This window comes from Streptomyces sp. NPDC059917, from assembly GCF_042730635.1.
GTDB lineage: Bacteria > Actinomycetota > Actinomycetes > Streptomycetales > Streptomycetaceae > Streptomyces.
The window spans coordinates 22,241-39,336 of record NZ_JBHWLC010000056.1; the positions used below are offsets into that span (position 1 = coordinate 22,241).

General features: G+C 70.8%; 15 protein-coding genes and 1 riboswitch. Of the genes, 7 read left to right on the forward strand and 8 right to left on the reverse strand.

The genetic code is table 11. From position 1 onward, the window contains the following. Nucleotides 1-5: 5 nt before the first annotated feature. The 3 genes from ACFWAR_RS27785 to ACFWAR_RS27795 form a co-directional block, all read right to left on the reverse strand. Nucleotides 6-893 (reverse strand): carbohydrate ABC transporter permease, encoded by an 888-nt coding sequence (locus tag ACFWAR_RS27785; RefSeq protein ID WP_385782582.1) that lies wholly within the window; start codon nt 891-893, stop codon nt 6-8. Beyond that, a complete protein-coding gene (locus ACFWAR_RS27790; RefSeq protein ID WP_385782585.1) occupies nt 890-1,888 on the reverse strand; it encodes a carbohydrate ABC transporter permease in 999 nt (332 codons plus the stop codon). The genes ACFWAR_RS27785 and ACFWAR_RS27790 overlap by 4 nt, the downstream gene beginning before the upstream one ends. 75 nt (nt 1,889-1,963) lie before the next feature. Next, nucleotides 1,964-3,253: an extracellular solute-binding protein gene (locus ACFWAR_RS27795; RefSeq protein WP_385782587.1), complete on the reverse strand. Its 1,290-nt coding sequence runs from the start codon at nt 3,251-3,253 to the stop codon at nt 1,964-1,966. Nucleotides 3,254-3,544: 291 nt separating this feature from the next. On the opposite strand from ACFWAR_RS27795, the gene ACFWAR_RS27800 reads away from it, so the two are divergent. From ACFWAR_RS27800 to ACFWAR_RS27810, 3 genes are all read left to right on the forward strand, one after another. Then, nucleotides 3,545-4,309: a GntR family transcriptional regulator gene (locus ACFWAR_RS27800; protein ID WP_330332537.1), complete on the forward strand. Its 765-nt coding sequence runs from the start codon at nt 3,545-3,547 to the stop codon at nt 4,307-4,309. A 257-nt stretch (nt 4,310-4,566) separates the two neighbouring features. After that, a complete protein-coding gene (locus tag ACFWAR_RS27805; protein WP_385782590.1) occupies nt 4,567-6,771 on the forward strand; it encodes a carbon starvation CstA family protein in 2,205 nt (734 codons plus the stop codon). Next, a complete protein-coding gene (locus ACFWAR_RS27810; protein ID WP_385782593.1) occupies nt 6,768-6,965 on the forward strand; it encodes a CstA-like transporter-associated (seleno)protein in 198 nt (65 codons plus the stop codon). Before ACFWAR_RS27805 ends, ACFWAR_RS27810 begins: the two co-directional genes overlap by 4 nt. 58 nt (nt 6,966-7,023) lie before the next feature. Here the strand turns inward: ACFWAR_RS27810 and ACFWAR_RS27815 are convergent, their stop codons facing one another. After that, a complete protein-coding gene (locus ACFWAR_RS27815; protein ID WP_385782597.1) occupies nt 7,024-7,608 on the reverse strand; it encodes a Uma2 family endonuclease in 585 nt (194 codons plus the stop codon). A 78-nt stretch (nt 7,609-7,686) separates the two neighbouring features. On the opposite strand from ACFWAR_RS27815, the gene ACFWAR_RS27820 reads away from it, so the two are divergent. From ACFWAR_RS27820 to ACFWAR_RS27835, 4 genes are all read left to right on the forward strand, one after another. Beyond that, the gene (locus tag ACFWAR_RS27820; protein WP_385782600.1) at nt 7,687-8,184 is read left to right on the forward strand and encodes a GNAT family N-acetyltransferase; all 498 of its coding nucleotides are present in this window, start codon (nt 7,687-7,689) and stop codon (nt 8,182-8,184) included. A 76-nt stretch (nt 8,185-8,260) separates the two neighbouring features. Next, nucleotides 8,261-8,346, forward strand: a riboswitch (cobalamin riboswitch). Between the two features lie 186 nt (nt 8,347-8,532). After that, entirely contained in the window at nt 8,533-10,920 is a 2,388-nt protein-coding gene (locus ACFWAR_RS27825; protein WP_385782603.1) for a ribonucleoside-diphosphate reductase subunit alpha, read from the forward strand. After that, nucleotides 10,920-11,936, forward strand: a complete 1,017-nt coding sequence (locus ACFWAR_RS27830) for a ribonucleotide-diphosphate reductase subunit beta (protein WP_385782606.1) — start codon at nt 10,920-10,922, stop codon at nt 11,934-11,936. Before ACFWAR_RS27825 ends, ACFWAR_RS27830 begins: the two co-directional genes overlap by 1 nt. Nucleotides 11,937-12,169: 233 nt before the next feature. Next, nucleotides 12,170-12,292, forward strand: a complete 123-nt coding sequence (locus tag ACFWAR_RS27835) for a hypothetical protein (RefSeq protein ID WP_354382388.1) — start codon at nt 12,170-12,172, stop codon at nt 12,290-12,292. A 69-nt stretch (nt 12,293-12,361) separates the two neighbouring features. On the opposite strand, the gene def is transcribed toward ACFWAR_RS27835, so the two are convergent. The 4 genes from def to ACFWAR_RS27855 all read right to left on the reverse strand — a co-directional run bounded on the left by def (nt 12,362) and on the right by ACFWAR_RS27855 (nt 16,980). Next, nucleotides 12,362-12,997, reverse strand: a complete 636-nt coding sequence (gene def, locus ACFWAR_RS27840; RefSeq protein ID WP_385782610.1) for a peptide deformylase — start codon at nt 12,995-12,997, stop codon at nt 12,362-12,364. Between the two features lie 57 nt (nt 12,998-13,054). Continuing rightward, nucleotides 13,055-14,041: a hypothetical protein gene (locus ACFWAR_RS27845; RefSeq protein ID WP_354382386.1), complete on the reverse strand. Its 987-nt coding sequence runs from the start codon at nt 14,039-14,041 to the stop codon at nt 13,055-13,057. Between the two features lie 102 nt (nt 14,042-14,143). Next, complete coding sequence (locus tag ACFWAR_RS27850) at nt 14,144-15,511, reverse strand: HD-GYP domain-containing protein (RefSeq protein WP_385782614.1); 1,368 nt, start codon at nt 15,509-15,511, stop codon at nt 14,144-14,146. After that, a complete protein-coding gene (locus tag ACFWAR_RS27855; protein ID WP_385782617.1) occupies nt 15,508-16,980 on the reverse strand; it encodes an HD-GYP domain-containing protein in 1,473 nt (490 codons plus the stop codon). Before ACFWAR_RS27855 ends, ACFWAR_RS27850 begins: the two co-directional genes overlap by 4 nt. Between the last annotated feature and the right edge of the window lie 116 nt (nt 16,981-17,096).

The window sequence follows — 17,096 nt, forward strand, 5'->3', positions numbered from 1 at the left end:
GTCCGTTATCCCTTCACAGCGCCGGCGGTGAGACCCGCGGCCATCTTCCGCTGGACGAGGAGGAACAGCACGACGATCGGCAGCGCCATCATGGTGGAGCCGGCCATCATCGGGGCGAACTCGGTGCCGTGCTTGGTGGTGAAGTTGCCGAGCCAGACGGTCGCGGTCTGGTTCTGCTGGCTCATCAGCATCAGGGCGTAGAGGTACTCGTTCCACGCCTGGATGAAGGCGTAGACGGAGGTGGCGACCATGCCGGGGGCCAGCAGCGGGAAGACCACCCGGATGAAGGCGCCGGTCGGCGTGCAGCCGTCGACCATGGCCGCTTCTTCCAGTTCCTTCGGGATGTTGACGATGAAGCCGCGCAACGTCCAGACGGTGAAGGGGAGGATGAAGGTCAGGTAGGTGATGATCAGGCCGGTGAGCTTGTCGTACTGACCGAGGTCGTTCAGCAGCAGGAAGACCGGGATGATCATCGCGACCAGCGGGATCATCTGGACGGCGAGGATGCCGACGATGACCACCTTGCGGCCGCGGAAGGCGAAGCGGGAGATGGCGAGGGCCGCCAGCATGCCGACCGCGATGCCGATGAAGACCACGACGGTGGAGACGATCAGGCTGCGGCCGACCGGGCCCCAGAAGTCGGCGATCTCCAGCGCGCGCTTGAAGTTCCCCAGCGTGAAGGTGGTGGGGAAGAACTTCGGATGCGGGTCGATCGCGTCCTTCTCCGGCTTGAAGGCCGTGTTGAGCATCCAGTAGACCGGGAAGCCGACGACGGCGAAGACGAGCAGGCCGCCCAGGTTCCAGCCGAGCTTGGACTTCTTCCGGCTCGCCTTCGGCGCGGGGCGCGCGGCGGAAGAGGTCGCGGTGGGCGGGGTCGCGGTGGTGGCGGTCATTCCACCTCTCCGATCTTGAGCATCTGGCGCATGTAGACGGCGACCACACCGAGCAGCAGCAGGACGGTCACCAGGGCGATGGCGGAGCCGCCCGAGTAGTCGTTGACCACGAAGGCCTGCTGGTACGAGTAGGTCGTCAGCAGCTGGAACTCGGCCTCGGGGTTCCCGTTGCGCATCACGAAGACCTGCGGGAAGACACCCATGTCCCAGATCACCGAGAGGGTCGTCAGCATGACGATGATCGGCTTCAGGATGGGGAGGGTGACGTGGCGGAAGACGCCCCAGGCACCGGCGCCGTCGAGGCGCGCGGCCTCCTCCAGCTCCTTGGGCACCTGCGTCAGACCCGCGCTCAGGGTGATGACCACGAAGGGCACCGCGCCCCAGACCACCAGGAGCATGATCACCGCGAGGCCCTGGGGGCCGTTGGCGAACCAGTTGTGGCCGATCATGTCCACGCCGGGGAGCTTGCTCAGGATGTAGTTGAGGACGCCGTAGTTGGTGTCGAAGAGCCACTTGAAGACGGCCGTGGCGACGATGATGGGCATGCCCCAGCTCGCCACCAGCGCGATGTTGATGAGGGCCTTGACCCAGCCGGAGACCTTCTGCAGCAGCAGCGCGATCAGCATGCCGATGACCATGGTCAGGATGACCGCACCGACCGCGAAGACGATCGTGCGCAGCACGACGGCCCAGAAGACCCCGTCACCGAGGACCTTCGAGAAGTTGTCGAAGCCGACGAACTGGGCTTCCTTGAAGCCCCAGAGCTCGGACTTGCCGAAGCTCTGGAAGGAGAGGGACACCAGTCTGTAGAGCGGGTATCCCATGACGAGCGCGATGACGAGCAGGCACGGGGCGAGCAGCAGCCAGGGGGTCGAACCGGAGCCCTTGCGGGGACCCGTTCCTCCCGGCTTGCCCGCGTTCCCTGTCTTCGCTGCGGTGGAAGGCTTCTGCTCCGCCGGCGGCAGATCGGCGGTGGTTGTCTGTGCGGCACTCATCGCGTGCTCCTCGGAGGTCCCTCTCTTGACGGGCAGCAGGGCCCCGCCGGTCCGGCGGGGCCCTGCTCACTCAGGTCACTTGGTGTTGATGACCTTGTCGATCGCGGCGTCGGCGTCCTTCGCCGCGGCCTCGACCGTCTTCTTGCCGGTGCCGATCTCCACGAGCATGGTCTTGAGGAGGTTGCCCTTCTCGACCTGGCCCCAGCCGGGCGCGGTCGGGACGAACCAGGAGGACTCGGCCGCGGTGGCCGCCACCTGGGTCTTCGGGTCCGACTTCAGCGGAGCGAGGTCCGTCTTGTTGTTGGGCAGGTTGCCCTTGGCGATCAGGCCCTTCTGGCCCTGCGCGCCGGTGAAGACGTTGATCCACTCGGCCGCGATGTCCTTGGCCTTGGACTTGGACGGGACCGCGAGGTCCGAGCCGCCGAGGAAGACCGGGAGGGCCTTGCCGTTCGGGCCGGGCATCACGAAGGTCTCGACCTTGTCCTTCAGGCCACCGACCTTGTCGTTCTTCGGGGTGGCCGCGTCAGCGCCCTCCCAGCCGGCGGAGAAGATCGCCGCGGCGTTGCCCTGGCCGAAGACGACCGGACGGTCGGACTCGTCCTTGGTCTTGTCCGCGTGCATGTACTTGTCGAGGAGCTCCTTGTACTGCTTGAGCCCCTTCAGCGACTCGGGGGAAGACAGGTTCGCCTTCCACTTGTCGCCGTCCTTCTTGGCGATGCTGCCGTTGGCGTCGTAGACGAAGGACATCGCGGCGTACCAGTCCGGGGAGGGCTGGTAGAGGGCGCTGAACTTGTCGCCCTTCGCGGTCTGGATCTTGTCCAGGGCGCCGGTCAGTTCGGCCCAGGTCTTCGGGGCGGCGGTGACGCCGGCCTCGGTGGCCAGGTCCTTGCGCCAGGTGCCGACGCGGCCACCGGCGTAGTAGGGGACGCCGTAGTTCTTGCCGTCGTAAGTGACGGACTCCTTCAGGGCGTCCAGCCAGGTGCCGGAGTTGTCGAACTTCGACGCGTCGAGCTCGGAGAAGGCGCCGGTCGACATGTAGCCGATCATCTCGGAGTTGCCCATTTCGACAACGTCCGGGGCCTTGTCCGTGGCGAGCACGGCGTCCAGCTTCGCGTTCTTGTCCGGCCAGCCGTAGTACTCGTGCTTGATCGTGAGACCCGGGTGCTTCGCGACAATCGCGTCGTCGGCCGCCTTCACCAGGTCGGGCCAGTTGTTCTGGGCGTCAACCGTCAACCAGACGGTCAGCTCCTTGGCACCCGAAGCCTTGTCGGTCTCGGTGCCCCCCTTGCTGTCGGAGCCACCGCACGCCGCCAGGCCGATAACCATGCCCGCGACTCCAACCGCCGCGATGAGCTTGCGCTTCACGCCACCCTCCTCAGGGATGCCTGCCTGCACTTCCCTTGCCCGCCGCGGTGACATACGCGAAGTACCTGACGTGGGGCCGGGATCTGATCCATATTGGTTTAGACCAGTAGTCGGAGCTTGGCCTAGACCTTTAGGGGTGTCAAGGGTCTAATGAGCGGGTGATCGGTCCGTTACCGGACCGACACCTGAGGTGCGGGCAAGGCCCGCCCCGCGGCCCGTGTCACGATGTGACCGCACATATCGGAGGAGCCGGTGACGGCAGCGAAACTGGAGTCGGGAAGGCGGGCGGCGATGGCCACCGAAGGGGCGACCACGGAGCCGGAAGGCGGGGCAGCCACTCGCACCGCACGTGTGCCCAAGTACTACCGACTCAAGCGGCACTTGCTCGACATGACCGAGACCCTGCCGCCCGGCACCCCGGTGCCTCCGGAGCGCACCCTGGCGGCCGAGTTCGACACCTCCAGGACCACCGTCCGCCAGGCCCTCCAGGAGCTGGTGGTCGAGGGACGACTGGAGCGCATCCAGGGCAAGGGCACCTTCGTGGCCAAGCCCAAGGTCTCCCAGCCGCTCCAACTGTCCTCCTACACCGAGGACATGCGGGCGCAGGGCCTGGAGCCCACCTCCCAGCTGCTCGACATCGGGTACGTGACGGCCGACGACACCCTCGCCGGACTACTCAAGATCACCACCGGTGGACGGGTGCTGCGCATCGAGCGGCTGCGCCTGGCGAGCGGCGAGCCGATGGCCATCGAGACCACGCACCTTTCGGCCAAGCGCTTCCCCGCGCTGCGCCGCTCGCTGGTCAAGTACACCTCGCTCTACACCGCGCTGGCGGAGGTGTACGACGTACGGCTCGCCGAGGCCGAGGAGACCATCGAGACCTCGCTGGCCACCCCGCGCGAGGCGGGGCTGCTGGGCACCGACGTCGGTCTGCCCATGCTGATGCTGTCCCGGCACTCCCTGGACGCCGACGGCGAACCGGTGGAGTGGGTGCGCTCGGTGTACCGCGGCGACCGCTACAAGTTCGTGGCCCGCCTGAAGCGACCGGCGGTCTGAGCTCCACCGCCCGCGCCACGGCACCGCCCGCGCCACCGCACGTTTTCGGCCGGGGACGCGCACGCCCCCGCGTTCCCGGCCCGCACCCCCTGGCCGCGGCCGCTCCATCGTTATACGTTCGAGGCCCCGCGGCGTCGACCCGCCCCGCGAACCGTAGTTGACTCACGTACCGCTATGCGGACGGGGGCTTTCGTTCACCGGGCGGTCCCCGTAGATTCCCTGCGCTCACGCAGATGATCAACGAGGGGACGAGGATCATGCCGGAAGCTGGACCCCAAACAACAACCGGGCGGTCGGGAGGCGGGGCGCTCACCCCGAAGTCCATCGCCGTCTGGGCCGCGGTCGCCCTCGTCGGCGCCGTCGGCTGGGGCGTGCTCGCCCTCTCCCGCGGCGAGGAGATCTCCGCCGCCTGGCTGCTCGCCGCCGCCCTGGGCTCGTACGCCATCGGCTACCGCTTCTACGCGCGTTTCATCGCGGAGCGCGTGCTGAAGGTGGACAAGACCCGGGCCACCCCGGCCGAACGCCTCGACAACGGTGTCGACTTCCACCCGACCGACCGCCGGGTGCTCTTCGGCCACCACTTCGCGGCCGTCGCCGGCGCGGGCCCGCTGGTCGGCCCGGTGCTCGCCTCGCAGATGGGCTACCTGCCGGGCACCATCTGGATCGTCGCGGGAGTGATCTTCGCGGGCGCCGTCCAGGACATGGTGACCCTGTTCTTCTCCACCCGGCGCAACGGGCGTTCGCTCGGCCAGATGGCCCGGGACGAGATCGGCCCCGTCGGCGGCGCGGCCGCCCTGGTCGCCGTCTTCATGATCATGATCATCCTGCTGGCGGTCCTCGCCCTGGTCATCGTCAACGCGCTGGCGGACTCCCCCTGGGGCGTCTTCTCCATCGGCATGACCATCCCGATCGCCCTCTTCATGGGCTTCTACCTGCGGGTGCTGCGCCCGGGTCGGATCACCGAGGTCTCGCTCATCGGCGTGGCCCTGCTGCTGCTCGCCATCGTCGCGGGCGGCTGGGTCGCCGAGTCCTCCTTCGCCGACGTCTTCACGCTCGACAAGGAGACGCTGGTCATCTGGATGGTCGGGTACGGCTTCCTCGCCTCGGTGCTGCCGGTGTGGATGCTGCTCGCCCCGCGCGACTACCTCTCCACCTTCATGAAGGTCGGCACCATCGGGCTGATGGCCGCGGGCGTGGTCATCGCCATGCCGACGCTGAAGATGCCCGCCGTGACCGAATTCGCCTCCCGCGGGGACGGCCCGGTCTTCGCCGGTTCGATGTTCCCCTTCGTCTTCATCACTATCGCGTGCGGGGCGCTGTCCGGCTTCCACGCGCTGGTGTCCTCGGGCACCACCCCGAAGATGATCCAGAAGGAGACCCAGGTCCGGGTCATCGGCTACGGCGCCATGCTGACCGAGTCCTTCGTCGCGATCATGGCCGTCATCGCGGCCTGCATCATCGAGCCGGGCCTCTTCTTCGCGGTGAACGCCCCGACCGGCCGGATCGGCGCCACCGCCCTGGAGGCCTCCCAGGCCATCGGCGGCCTCGGCTTCTCGATCACTCCGGACGCGCTGACCCAGGCGGCCAAGGACATCGGCGAGACCAGCCTGCTCTCCCGCACGGGTGGCGCGCCGACCTTCGCACTCGGGATGTCGGAGATCTTCTCGTCCGTCGTGGGCGGCACCGCCATGAAGGCGTTCTGGTACCACTTCGCCATCATGTTCGAGGCCCTGTTCATCCTGACCACCGTCGACGCGGGCACCCGGGTCGGCCGGTTCATGCTCCAGGACACCCTGGGCAACGTGCACAAGTCCTTCAAGGACGTCAGCTGGAAGCCGGGCGTCTGGTTCGCGAGCGCGATCGTCGTCGGCGGCTGGGGCTACTTCCTGTGGGTCGGCGTGAAGGACCCGCTGGGCGGCATCAACCAGCTCTTCCCGCTCTTCGGCATCGCCAACCAGCTGCTGGCCGCCGTCGCGCTCGCGGTCTGCACCACGCTGCTGGTGAAGTCGGGGCGGCTCAAGTGGGCCTGGGTGACGGCCGTCCCGCTGGCCTGGGACGTGGCCGTGACGCTCACCGCCAGCTACCAGAAGATCTTCTCGGACGACGCGGCCATCGGCTTCTTCGCCCAGCGTGACAAGTACGTGAACGGCATCGACGCGGGCAAGGTCCTCAAGCCCGCCAAGAACATGGACCAGATGCACACCGTGGTCACCAACGCCACGGTCGACGGGGTCCTCTCCGCCGTCTTCGCGATCCTGATCGTCATCGTCCTGCTGGACGCGGTCCGGACCTGCGTCAAGGCCGTCCGCGACCCGCAGGGCACCGCGCTCTCGGAGGTCCCGTGGACCGAGTCGAAGATCATCGCACCGGCCGGTCTGATCGCGACGGCCGACGAGAAGGCGGAGCTGGCCGCCGCGGGCCTGGACACGGGCGGTGGCCGGGTCAAGGAACCGGTGACGTGAGCCGCCTCCGGGCGGCGCTGGGCCGGATCCGGTTCTACGTCCGCGAGTTCTCGGGCGAGTCCGCCTACGACCGCTACGTCGCCCACGCGCGCGGCCACGACCCGCACGCCGAGGTCCCCACCCGCCGGGACTTCGAACGGGCCCGCACCGACTCCCGCGAGGCGGACCCCCGCGAGGGCTTCCGCTGCTGCTGAACGCACGACGGCAGGGCCCCGCCGCACCCGCGGCGGGGCCCTGCCGTCATGTGCGGGGTCAGCGCACCCAGTCCTTGAGGGGCTCGGTGGGAAGGGTCATGTTGACGGGGTCGGGGAGCACGACGTCCTTGCCGAAGGGAAGGGTGCGCACCAGCTCGTACCGCTGCCCGTCGGGCTCGCTGTGCACCACGATCTGGCATGTGTCCCGATCGATCAGCAGATAGATCGGAATGCCGGTCGCCGCGTAGGCACGGGGCTTCTCGATCCGGTCGCGCCGGTCGGTGTCGGAGTCCCAGGATGTGACCTCGACGGCCATGAGCACCGGCTCGGGGTCGGCCCACTCGCCCTGCCCGGCGAATGCCCCCGAAGGAGCAAGCGCCGCATCCGGAATGGCCCGGCCGGCCCGATACTGGTCCGCTTTGATCCCCTGCCCCGCGTACAACCAGAGTTCGGGCCGGTGCTGCATGCAGATCCGCGTGAGCCACTCGATGATCGCCCCGTGGTCGCCGTCCGGCAATGCCCTGCTCCTCAGCTTCCCGTCGATGAACTCCAGCCGCGCCCCCTCCATCCGGCTGCGAGCCATCAGGGCGAGGCCCTCGAACTCTTCGGTCGTCATGTGGGGCCGGTCGGTCATCACGGGCATGCCTCGCTCGCCTTCCTCGACGGTGCTCCTTCCGACGATAGCGCCGGGCGCCGACACCCGTCCTGCACACTCGACGCCATGGACATCACCATCCGGGCGGCGCTGCCCGCCGAGTACGAAGAGTTGGGCGAGATCACCGCGCGGGCCTACCTGGACGACGGTCTGCTGAGCGCCGAGAGCGGTGCCTTCTACGCGGCCGTGCTGCGCGACGTCGCCGCGCGGGCCGCCGAGGCCGAGGTGCTCGTCGCCGTGCACGACGGTCGGCTGCTCGGCGGAGTGACCTTCGCCGCACCCGGCAGTCCGCTTGCCGAGATCGCCGGTCCCCACGAGGCGGAATTCCGGATGCTGGCGGTCGCGCCGGAGGCCCGCGGGCGCGGCGCGGGCGAGGCCCTGGTGCGGGCCTGCATGGACCGCGCGCGGGACCTGGAGGGCGTCACCCACCTGGTCCTGTCCACGAAAGCGGCCATGCTGGGGGCCCACAGGATCTACGGGCGGCTGGGATTCACCCGGACCCCGGAACGGGACTGGGCACCGGTCCCGAGCGTCCCCCTTCTGACGTACCGCGCGGAGCTGTAGCCACGCCGACACAACATGTGGGGGGTCGCGCACGGGGCGGCCCCCACATGTATGCTCGTGCTCGCTGTCGCCGCAGGGGAATCCGGTGCGAATCCGGAACTGTCCCGCAACGGTATGAAACGCACCCAATCACCCATTGGGGCTGCCGCAAGTCCGAGGACCTGCCGACAGCGCGCCCGGACCGACCGGTCCGGACGCCGACACGTCCGGGCCTCGTGGTTGGGCCGGTGGACGCCATGTGCTGACGCGCGACCGGCCTGCCCGGATGCGCGCGTCCGAACGCGCGCATGGCCGCCCTCCGCTTCCACCCTCCGAGCCTTCCGGGCCGAGCGAGGGAGAGCCCCCCACGTGACCATCGCGCCTGCCGCACCGCGCGCCGAGTCCGCCCAGCCCGAGGCCACCGAGGGACCTGGCGCCGCGCTGTTGCGCACCCTCACCGACCTCACCGTCGACCTGGCCGACACCGACCCCGGCCGGGTCGCCGCCGCCGCGCTGCGGGGCCGCAGCGCCGTGGCCGACGAGGCCGAGCTGCGCGGGCTGGCGACCGAGGCTGCCGCGGGCCTGATCTCGGAGGACCCGCAGTACTCCCGGCTGGCCGCCCGTCTGTTGACGCTGGCGATCGCCGAAGAGGCCGCGGGCCAGGGGGCCACCTCCTTCTCGGCGTCCGTCGCCGTCGGGCACCGCGAGGGCCTGATCGCCGACCGCACCGCCGAGTTCGTCGCGGCGCACGCCACCCGCCTGAACGCGCTGGTCGAGCACGCGGGCGCCGAGGGCGCCGACGACCGCTTCGGCTTCTTCGGCCTGCGCACCCTGCACAGCCGTTACCTGCTGCGCCACCCGATCACCCGTCAGGTCGTCGAGACCCCGCAGCACTTCATGCTGCGCGTGGCCTGCGGCCTCGCCGAGAACGACAGCGTCCAGGCCGTCGAGGAAGTGGCCTCGCTCTACCGGCTGATGAGCCGCCTCGACTACCTGCCGTCCTCCCCCACGCTCTTCAACTCCGGCACCCGGCACCCGCAGATGTCCTCGTGCTACCTGCTGGACTCCCCGCTCGACGAGCTGGACTCGATCTACGACCGCTACCACCAGGTCGCGCGCCTCTCCAAGCACGCGGGCGGCATCGGCCTGTCGTACTCCCGCATCCGCGCCCGCGGTTCCCTGATCCGCGGCACCAACGGGCACTCCAACGGCATCGTGCCGTTCCTCAAGACCCTCGACGCCTCCGTCGCCGCCGTGAACCAGGGCGGCCGCCGCAAGGGCGCCGCCGCCGTCTACCTGGAGACCTGGCACGCGGACATCGAGGAGTTCCTGGAGCTGCGCGACAACACCGGCGAGGACCAGCGCCGCACGCACAACCTGAACCTCGCCCACTGGGTGCCGGACGAGTTCATGCGGCGCGTGAACGCGGACGCCGAGTGGTCGCTCTTCTCCCCGGCCGACGTGCCCGAGCTGGTCGACCTGTGGGGCGACGAGTTCGACGCCGCCTACCACAAGGCCGAGGCGGCGGGCCTGGCCCGCAAGACCATGCCCGCCCGCGACCTGTACGGCCGGATGATGCGCACCCTCGCGCAGACCGGCCAGGGCTGGATGACCTTCAAGGACGCCTCCAACCGCACGGCGAACCAGACCGCGGAGCCGGGCCAGGTCGTCCACTCCTCGAACCTGTGCACCGAGATCCTCGAGGTCACCAACGACGGCGAGACCGCGGTCTGCAACCTCGGCTCGGTCAACCTCGGGGCGTTCGTGCTCGCAGAGACGGGCGAGATGGACTGGGAGCGGCTGGACGAGACCGTCCGCACCGCCGTGACCTTCCTGGACCGCGTGGTCGACATCAACTTCTACCCGACCGAGCAGGCGGGCAACTCCAACGCCCGCTGGCGCCCGGTGGGTCTGGGCGCGATGGGCCTGCAGGACGTCTTCTTCCAGCTGCGCCTGCCCTTCGACTCCGCCGAGGCCAAGGCCCTGTCGACGAAGATCGCCGAGCGCATCATGCTCGCCGCCTACGAGGCCTCCGCGGACCTGGCCGAGCGCCACGGACCGGTGCCGGCCTGGTCGCAGACCCGTACCGCGCGCGGCGTGCTGCACCCGGACCACTACGCGGACGCCACGCAGTACTGGCCGGAGCGCTGGAACGCGCTGCGCGCCCGGATCGCCGAGACCGGCATGCGCAACTCGCTGCTCCTCGCCATCGCCCCGACCGCGACCATCGCCTCGATCGCCGGCGTGTACGAGTGCATCGAGCCGCAGGTCTCGAACCTCTTCAAGCGCGAGACCCTCAGCGGTGAGTTCCTCCAGGTCAACGCCTACCTGGTGGACGAGCTGAAGAAGCTCGGCGTCTGGGACGCCCAGACCCGCGAGGCGCTGCGCGAGTCCAGCGGCTCGGTCCAGGGCTTCGGCTGGATCCCGGCCGACGTGCGCGCCCTGTACCGCACGGCGTGGGAGATCCCGCAGCGCGGTCTGATCGACATGGCGGCGGCCCGTACGCCGTACCTCGACCAGTCGCAGTCGCTGAACCTCTTCCTGGAGACGCCGACCATCGGGAAGCTCTCCTCGATGTACGCGTACGCCTGGAAGCAGGGTCTGAAGACCACGTACTACCTGCGCTCGCGCCCCGCGACGAAGATCGCCCGGGCCGCGCAGGCCGCCACCCCGGTGGCGCTCCCGCAGGCCGACGCCGACGCCGAGGCGCTCGCCTGCTCCCTTGAGAACCCCGAGTCCTGCGAGGCCTGCCAGTAATGAGCTCCACCCAGAAGAAGAACCTGCTCGACCCGGGCTTCGAACTGACCCTGCGTCCCATGCGCTACCCGGACTTCTACGAGCGCTACCGGGACGCGATCAAGAACACCTGGACCGTCGAGGAGGTCGACCTCCACTCGGACGTCGCCGACCTGGCGAAGTTGACCCCGGGCGAGCAGCACATGATCGGCCGTCTCGTCGCGTTCTTCGCGACGGGCGACTCGATCGTCTCGAACAACCTCGTGCTGACGCTGTACAAGCACATCAACTCGCCCGAGGCGCGCCTGTACCTCTCGCGCCAGCTGTTCGAGGAGGCCGTGCACGTCCAGTTCTACTTGACGCTGCTCGACACCTACCTCCCCGACCCGGACGACCGCGCGGCGGCCTTCGACGCGGTGGAGGAGATCCCCTCGATCCGCGAGAAGGCGCAGTTCTGCTTCAAGTGGATCAACGAGGTCGAGAAGCTGGACCGGCTGGAGACGCAGGCCGACCGCCGTCGCTTCCTGCTGAACCTGATCTGCTTCGCGGCGTGCATCGAGGGCCTGTTCTTCTACGGCGCCTTCGCCTACGTCTACTGGTTCCGCTCGCGCGGCCTGCTGCACGGCCTGGCGACCGGCACCAACTGGGTGTTCCGCGACGAGACCATGCACATGAACTTCGCTTTCGAGGTCGTGGACACGGTCCGCAAGGAGGAGCCGGAGCTCTTCGACGACGAGCTCCAGCAGCAGGTCGTCGACATGCTGAAGGAAGCCGTCGACGCGGAGCTGCAGTTCGGCCGCGACCTGTGCGGTGACGGCCTGCCGGGCATGAACACCGAGTCGATGCGCGAGTACCTGGAGTGCGTCGCGGACCAGCGCCTGGTCCGCCTCGGCTTCGCGCCGGTCTACGGCTCGCAGAACCCGTTCTCCTTCATGGAGCTGCAGGGCGTGCAGGAGCTGACCAACTTCTTCGAGCGCCGCCCGTCGGCCTACCAGGTGGCGGTCGAGGGCACCGTCGATCTGGACGAGGACTTCTAGCGGCACCCGCGGAGGGGCCGGGACGCGACGCACCGTCGTGTCCCGGCCCCTTCGTACGTGCGGGGCCGGTACGTGTCCCCCGCACGTGACCCACTGACCGGAACCAGACCTTCCTTTGGCCTGATCCGCCTCCATCCGTCAACACGGGCTGACGTACGGTGGGGGCCACCCGGCCCGGACCCGCCGCACAGCGCCCGGCCCCCGGGCCCCGCAGCCGACCCACAGGGGTTCCCATGTCTCGTACGCTCCGCACGCTCACGGCCCTCGCGTTCGCCGCCCTGATGCTCGGCGGCACGGCGGCCACCGCCTCCGCCACGGACACCGGCTGGACGATCATCGGCCACGCCCGCCCGTGACCCGGCAGACGCCGAGAGGCCCCGCTCCTCTTCCCGGAGCGGGGCCTCTCGTCGTGCCGTCGTACGGTCCTACGCGTTCGGGACCGTCTCGTAGCGCGGGGTGCCCTCTTCCATCTGGCGCAGGGCGTCCTTGCGGTCGCGCTTGGACAGGCGGTCGATGTACAGGTACCCGTACAGGTGGTCCGTCTCGTGCTGGAGGCAGCGGGCGAAGTAGCCGGTGCCCCGCACCTTGATCGGGTTGCCCTGCGCGTCCTGGCCCTCGACCTCCGCGTAGTCCGGGCGGGCCAGCGCGGCGTAGGCCGTCGGGACCGACAGGCAGCCCTCGTTCGAGTCGTCCAGCACGCGCGCGGCGGCGGGCAGCTCGACCAGCTTCGGGTTGATCACCACGCCGGTGTGCCGGTTGCCCTCGTCGTCGGGGCAGTCGTAGACGAAGACCTTGGCGTCCACGCCGATCTGGTTCGCGGCCAGGCCCACGCCCTCGGCGGCCTTCTGGCTGGCGAACATGTCGTCGATCAGCCGCGCCAGCTCGTCGCCGAACTCGGTGACGTCCTTGCACTCGCGGTGCAGGACGGGGTTGCCGACCACCGTGATCGGGCGGGCGGTGCCGCGCTCGCGGTGGGCCAGCTCGCGCTCCGCACAGTCCTCGGTGTCCACGACGTATCCGTCGTTCACGGTCTCGACGACCTCGTTCTCCTGCTGCGCCATGTCCGCCGTACGCCTTCCCTAGGTCACCGATGTGCCCGTACAGCCTACGGCCCCCGGTCAGCAGACTTCTTCGAGATCCCGCCACTCGCGGCTGTCGGGGCTGTCGGCGACCCATCCGTCGAGCAGTCCGCGCACCAGTCCGGGCGGTGCCGCGATCCCGCACTCGCGCTCGGGCACCCACAGGGAGCCGGATCCGGCCGTGCGGTGGCCGAGCGGTCCGGGGTGACCGGGCTCGCTGTGATCGTGCGGATCCAGCTGGTCACCGTCGCCCTCGCCGCTCGGCATCTCGCTCTCCGAGCAGGTCCGGCACAGCAGCCGGACCGAGGAGGACCAGTCCTCGGCGGCGAAGCCCGCGTCCGAGGCCAGCTGCTCCAGGGCGTCGCGGTCGGCCTCGGTGGCCGCCTCCAGCAGCACCACCCAGGTCGGCACCGGCGAGGGCGCCCACAGCTCGATCTCGTCGAACACCGGGTAGGAGGGGCCCGCGGAGGTCACGCGCTCGCCGTGCGGGACCCCGTCGTGCAGGACGACCTCGCCCCAGCGCCGCCCGGAGGAGGGCAGCGGGATCGAGAGGACCTCCATGCGGGCCGGGTCCAGCCTGCGGCCCCAGACCACCTCGGCCTCGCCCTCGGGCGAGAGCCGGACCGCCGCGCTGCCGAGCTCCATGCCGACGGGCTCACCGGATCCGTTGGCCTCGCCGGGCACCTTGAGCCCGTACGCCTGCCAGGCGCGGCGGGCCAGCGGCCAGTCCTGCAGGGCGGTGGCGGCGATGCCCACGTTCCACCAGTCGGGGGCGCCCGACTCGCGGTCCAGCAGGGCCACGGCGCGCAGCCCCGCGGCCCGCGCCTGCTCCCAGTCGTGCCGGAACTTGTGCAGCAGGGCCAGGTTGAACCAGGACTCGGACAGCCAGGGTTCCAGGTCCGCCGCTCTGGTGAGCAGCGCGCCCGCGTCCTCGTACCGCCCGTCGCCGATCAGCGTGAACGCGCGGTCGGTGGCCTGCCGCCACGAGGCGGAGGGCCGATGCCGTACCTTCCCGAAGATCCTCACGATTCCCGCCTGCCGGTCCAACGATGCAACAGTGCAGCCTTGCGGACACTCTCACTTCGCATCCAACCATGCCCACGGATACGGCCGCTCATTACCCATGGGTTACCCAGGTCGGCCAGGTACAACTCTGGCACGTCCGCCGCGCCCCCGCGCATCCCGTTTCGGCCGCTCCAGGCGGGCACCATCCCGCCTCGAACTGTTCCGCCGCAAAACGTACGCGAGGCACTCGACGACGTCGGGATGGTGGTCGTGGGCCGTGCCGAGGCGCAGCTGCTCCAGCGCGGCCAGTGAGCCGCCCGGGTGACGGGTGCCGCCCACCAGGTCGTCGTAGGCGTTGGCGGTGCGCACGATGCGGGCCAGGACCGGCTGGTCGCGGTAGGGCTCGGCCTGCCTCTCCACGACCACGGCGACCTCGGCGGACACCCCGGTCTGGCGGGCCACCTCACCGCCCAGCACGGCGATCCGGCGGGCCTCGGCGGCGGGCAGCGGGGCGGTGGCCCCGGCGGGGACCGGGTCGACCAGGGAGAGCTGTCCGATGTCGTGCATCAGGGCGGCGTACTCCAGGACGGTCAGCTCCCGCTGCGACAGGCCCAGCTCCCGGCCCACGGCGCAGCTGAGGGCGGCGACCCGACGGGCGTGCCCGGGCCGGGTGTAGCCGGCGATCTCGGTGGCCCGGGCCAGCGAGGTGATCGTCTGCCGGTAGGTGGTGCGGACGGCGTCGATCCGGCGGAAGGACATCTGGGTCAGCAGCAGGGGCACGCTCAGGACGGGGAGCGCCCAGAGCCCGGCGACCGCGACCCCGAGGGCCATCACCACGCCGGTGGCGCAGATCGCCGAGCCGATGCCGAGCAGGGCGCGCAGCTCGTCCCGCAGCAGCGGTCCGTACGGCCATCCGGTGCGCAGTCCGGCCAGCGCGGCGGCGAGCACCGCGTCGCACAGGGCGGTGAGGCCGAGCAGGAGCAGCAGGAAGAGCACCAGGTACGGGCCCCGGCCGACCTGCTCCGCCAGCCGCCCGGAGTTGTGCAGCGGCTGGAAGCAGGCGGCGGCGAAGCCGACGGTGAGGATCCGGCGGGCCACGTGGTCGAGCGCGGGTCCGCGGCCGCGGACCACCTGGACGGCGATCCCGGCGAGGGCGGCCGCGAAGACGACGGCGACGACCTGGAGCGCGCCGTGGTGGGTGGGCAGGCCCGCGTCGGCCCCGAGCAGGGCGTAGGCGAGGGCCGCGGCGGATCCCAGGGGCGCGGGCTGGCGGTCCTCGGCCCGCAGGGGTCCGGCCCGCGGCGGACCGAACCCCGGGTGCCGGCTCGGGCCGGGCGGATCCCGGCGGGCGAGTTCGCCGAGGGTGATGAGCAGGCCGAAGGCGAGGGCGGTGCCGGGGCCGCTCACGCCGTTCCACAGGGTGTGCCCGAGGGCCGTCGCGGTGAGCGCGGCGGCGGCCGCGCGGACGGCTTTGGCGCCCCGGTCCCTCATCCGGTCCCTCCGGGGCCGGTGGTGGCTCCGCCGGCGTCCCTGTGCGCCCGGGACTCGGCGTTCTGGGCGGGCAGCCCCGGCAACCCCGTCAGCCCCGTCGGCGCGGGTGGCGCGGGCGGCGCTGCGGCGGGGGCCGCCGCCGGTGCGGACCGGGGGATCACCTGGAGCTCCTCGTCCGAGGTGACCGCCGGGTGCCAGCCGTGCCGGCCGATCGCCCGCACCAGCGCGCCCACCATGTCGGGGTCGAACTGGGCCCCGGCGCAGCGCTCCAGCTCGCCCAGCGCCGTCGGCACCGGCCGGGCCCGGCTGTAGGAGCGGGTCGAGGTCATCGCGTCGAAGGCGTCGGCGACCGCCACCACCCGGGCGAGGACGGGGATCTGCCCGCCGCTCAGGCCGTAGGGGTAGCCGGAGCCGTCCACCCGCTCGTGGTGGTGCAGGATCGCGGACCGGGCCTCGCCGAGGAAGCCGATGCCGCGGACCATCTCGTGCCCGTACTCGGGGTGGAGTTCGATGATCCGGCGCTCCTCCGGGGTCAGCGGACCGTCCTTGCGCAGCAGCCGCGTGGGCACGCCGAGTTTGCCGACGTCGTGCAGGATCCCGGCGATCCGGACCACCTCCAGGCGGTCCTCGGCCATGCCCAGTTCGCGGGCGATCATCGCGGAGGCCTGGCCGACCCGCTCGCTGTGGCCGCGCGTGTAGCGGTCCTTGAGGTCCACGGCCTGCACGAGGGCGCGGATGGTGGCCCGGTGGGCCGCCCGTTCGTGGTGGTACTGGGCGAAGACCCAGCAGGAGATGTACATCGGCAGCAGCACCAGCAGCGCCGCGGGCGGGCCGTAGGGGCTGCGCCACAGGACGGCCATCATCAGCCCCGCCAGGCCGTGCACGCAGTGCGGGGCGAGGGAGAGGGCGAGCGGCGCGCGCCAGGCGGTCGCCGCCGGCCGCCGCTCGGCGGTGGCCAGCACACCCGCTTCGAGGGCGGTGAGCACCAGGCAGAACACGACGGCCGCCAGGGCCGCCGGGAGCATCACGTAGGGGAAGTCCGCGACCGCTCCCCCGGGGCGGGCGCCGCCGCCGAGCGCCGCGGGACCGCCGAGCAGGGCGAACGTCCCTCCCGCGGCCCAGGCGGCCAGCGCCTGCTGCGCCCCGTGCCAGACCCGGCGCACCGCGGCGGGCGGCTCGGCCGCGGCCCCGGCGAGCGCGCCGGGCAGGGCGACCAGCGCGGCGGCGGAGGGCGGCAGCAGGAAGACGGCGGCGAGGACGACGGGGAAGAAGGCCCCGATGCCCTCGGGCGCCCGCCCGCCGAGCCGCGGGCAGACCTTGGCCAGCTCGCAGGCGAGGTAGAGGACGGCGAGCAGCGCGACGGCGGCCCGGGGGGTGCCGGAGCCGAGCAGCGCGGGCAGGACGCAGGCGAGGGCGCCGAGGACGGCGCAGAGGACGTAGGCGCGCGCCGCCGGCGGAAGTCCCCGCATGGCGCTCTCCTCCCCCAGAACCTTCGAGCCGGGCACGGAAAAACAACCGGTACCGGAAGGGGAGAATAGGTGTGGCCCGCGGCGAGCGGGCCACATTCGCGTGTTGGGCCGTCCGG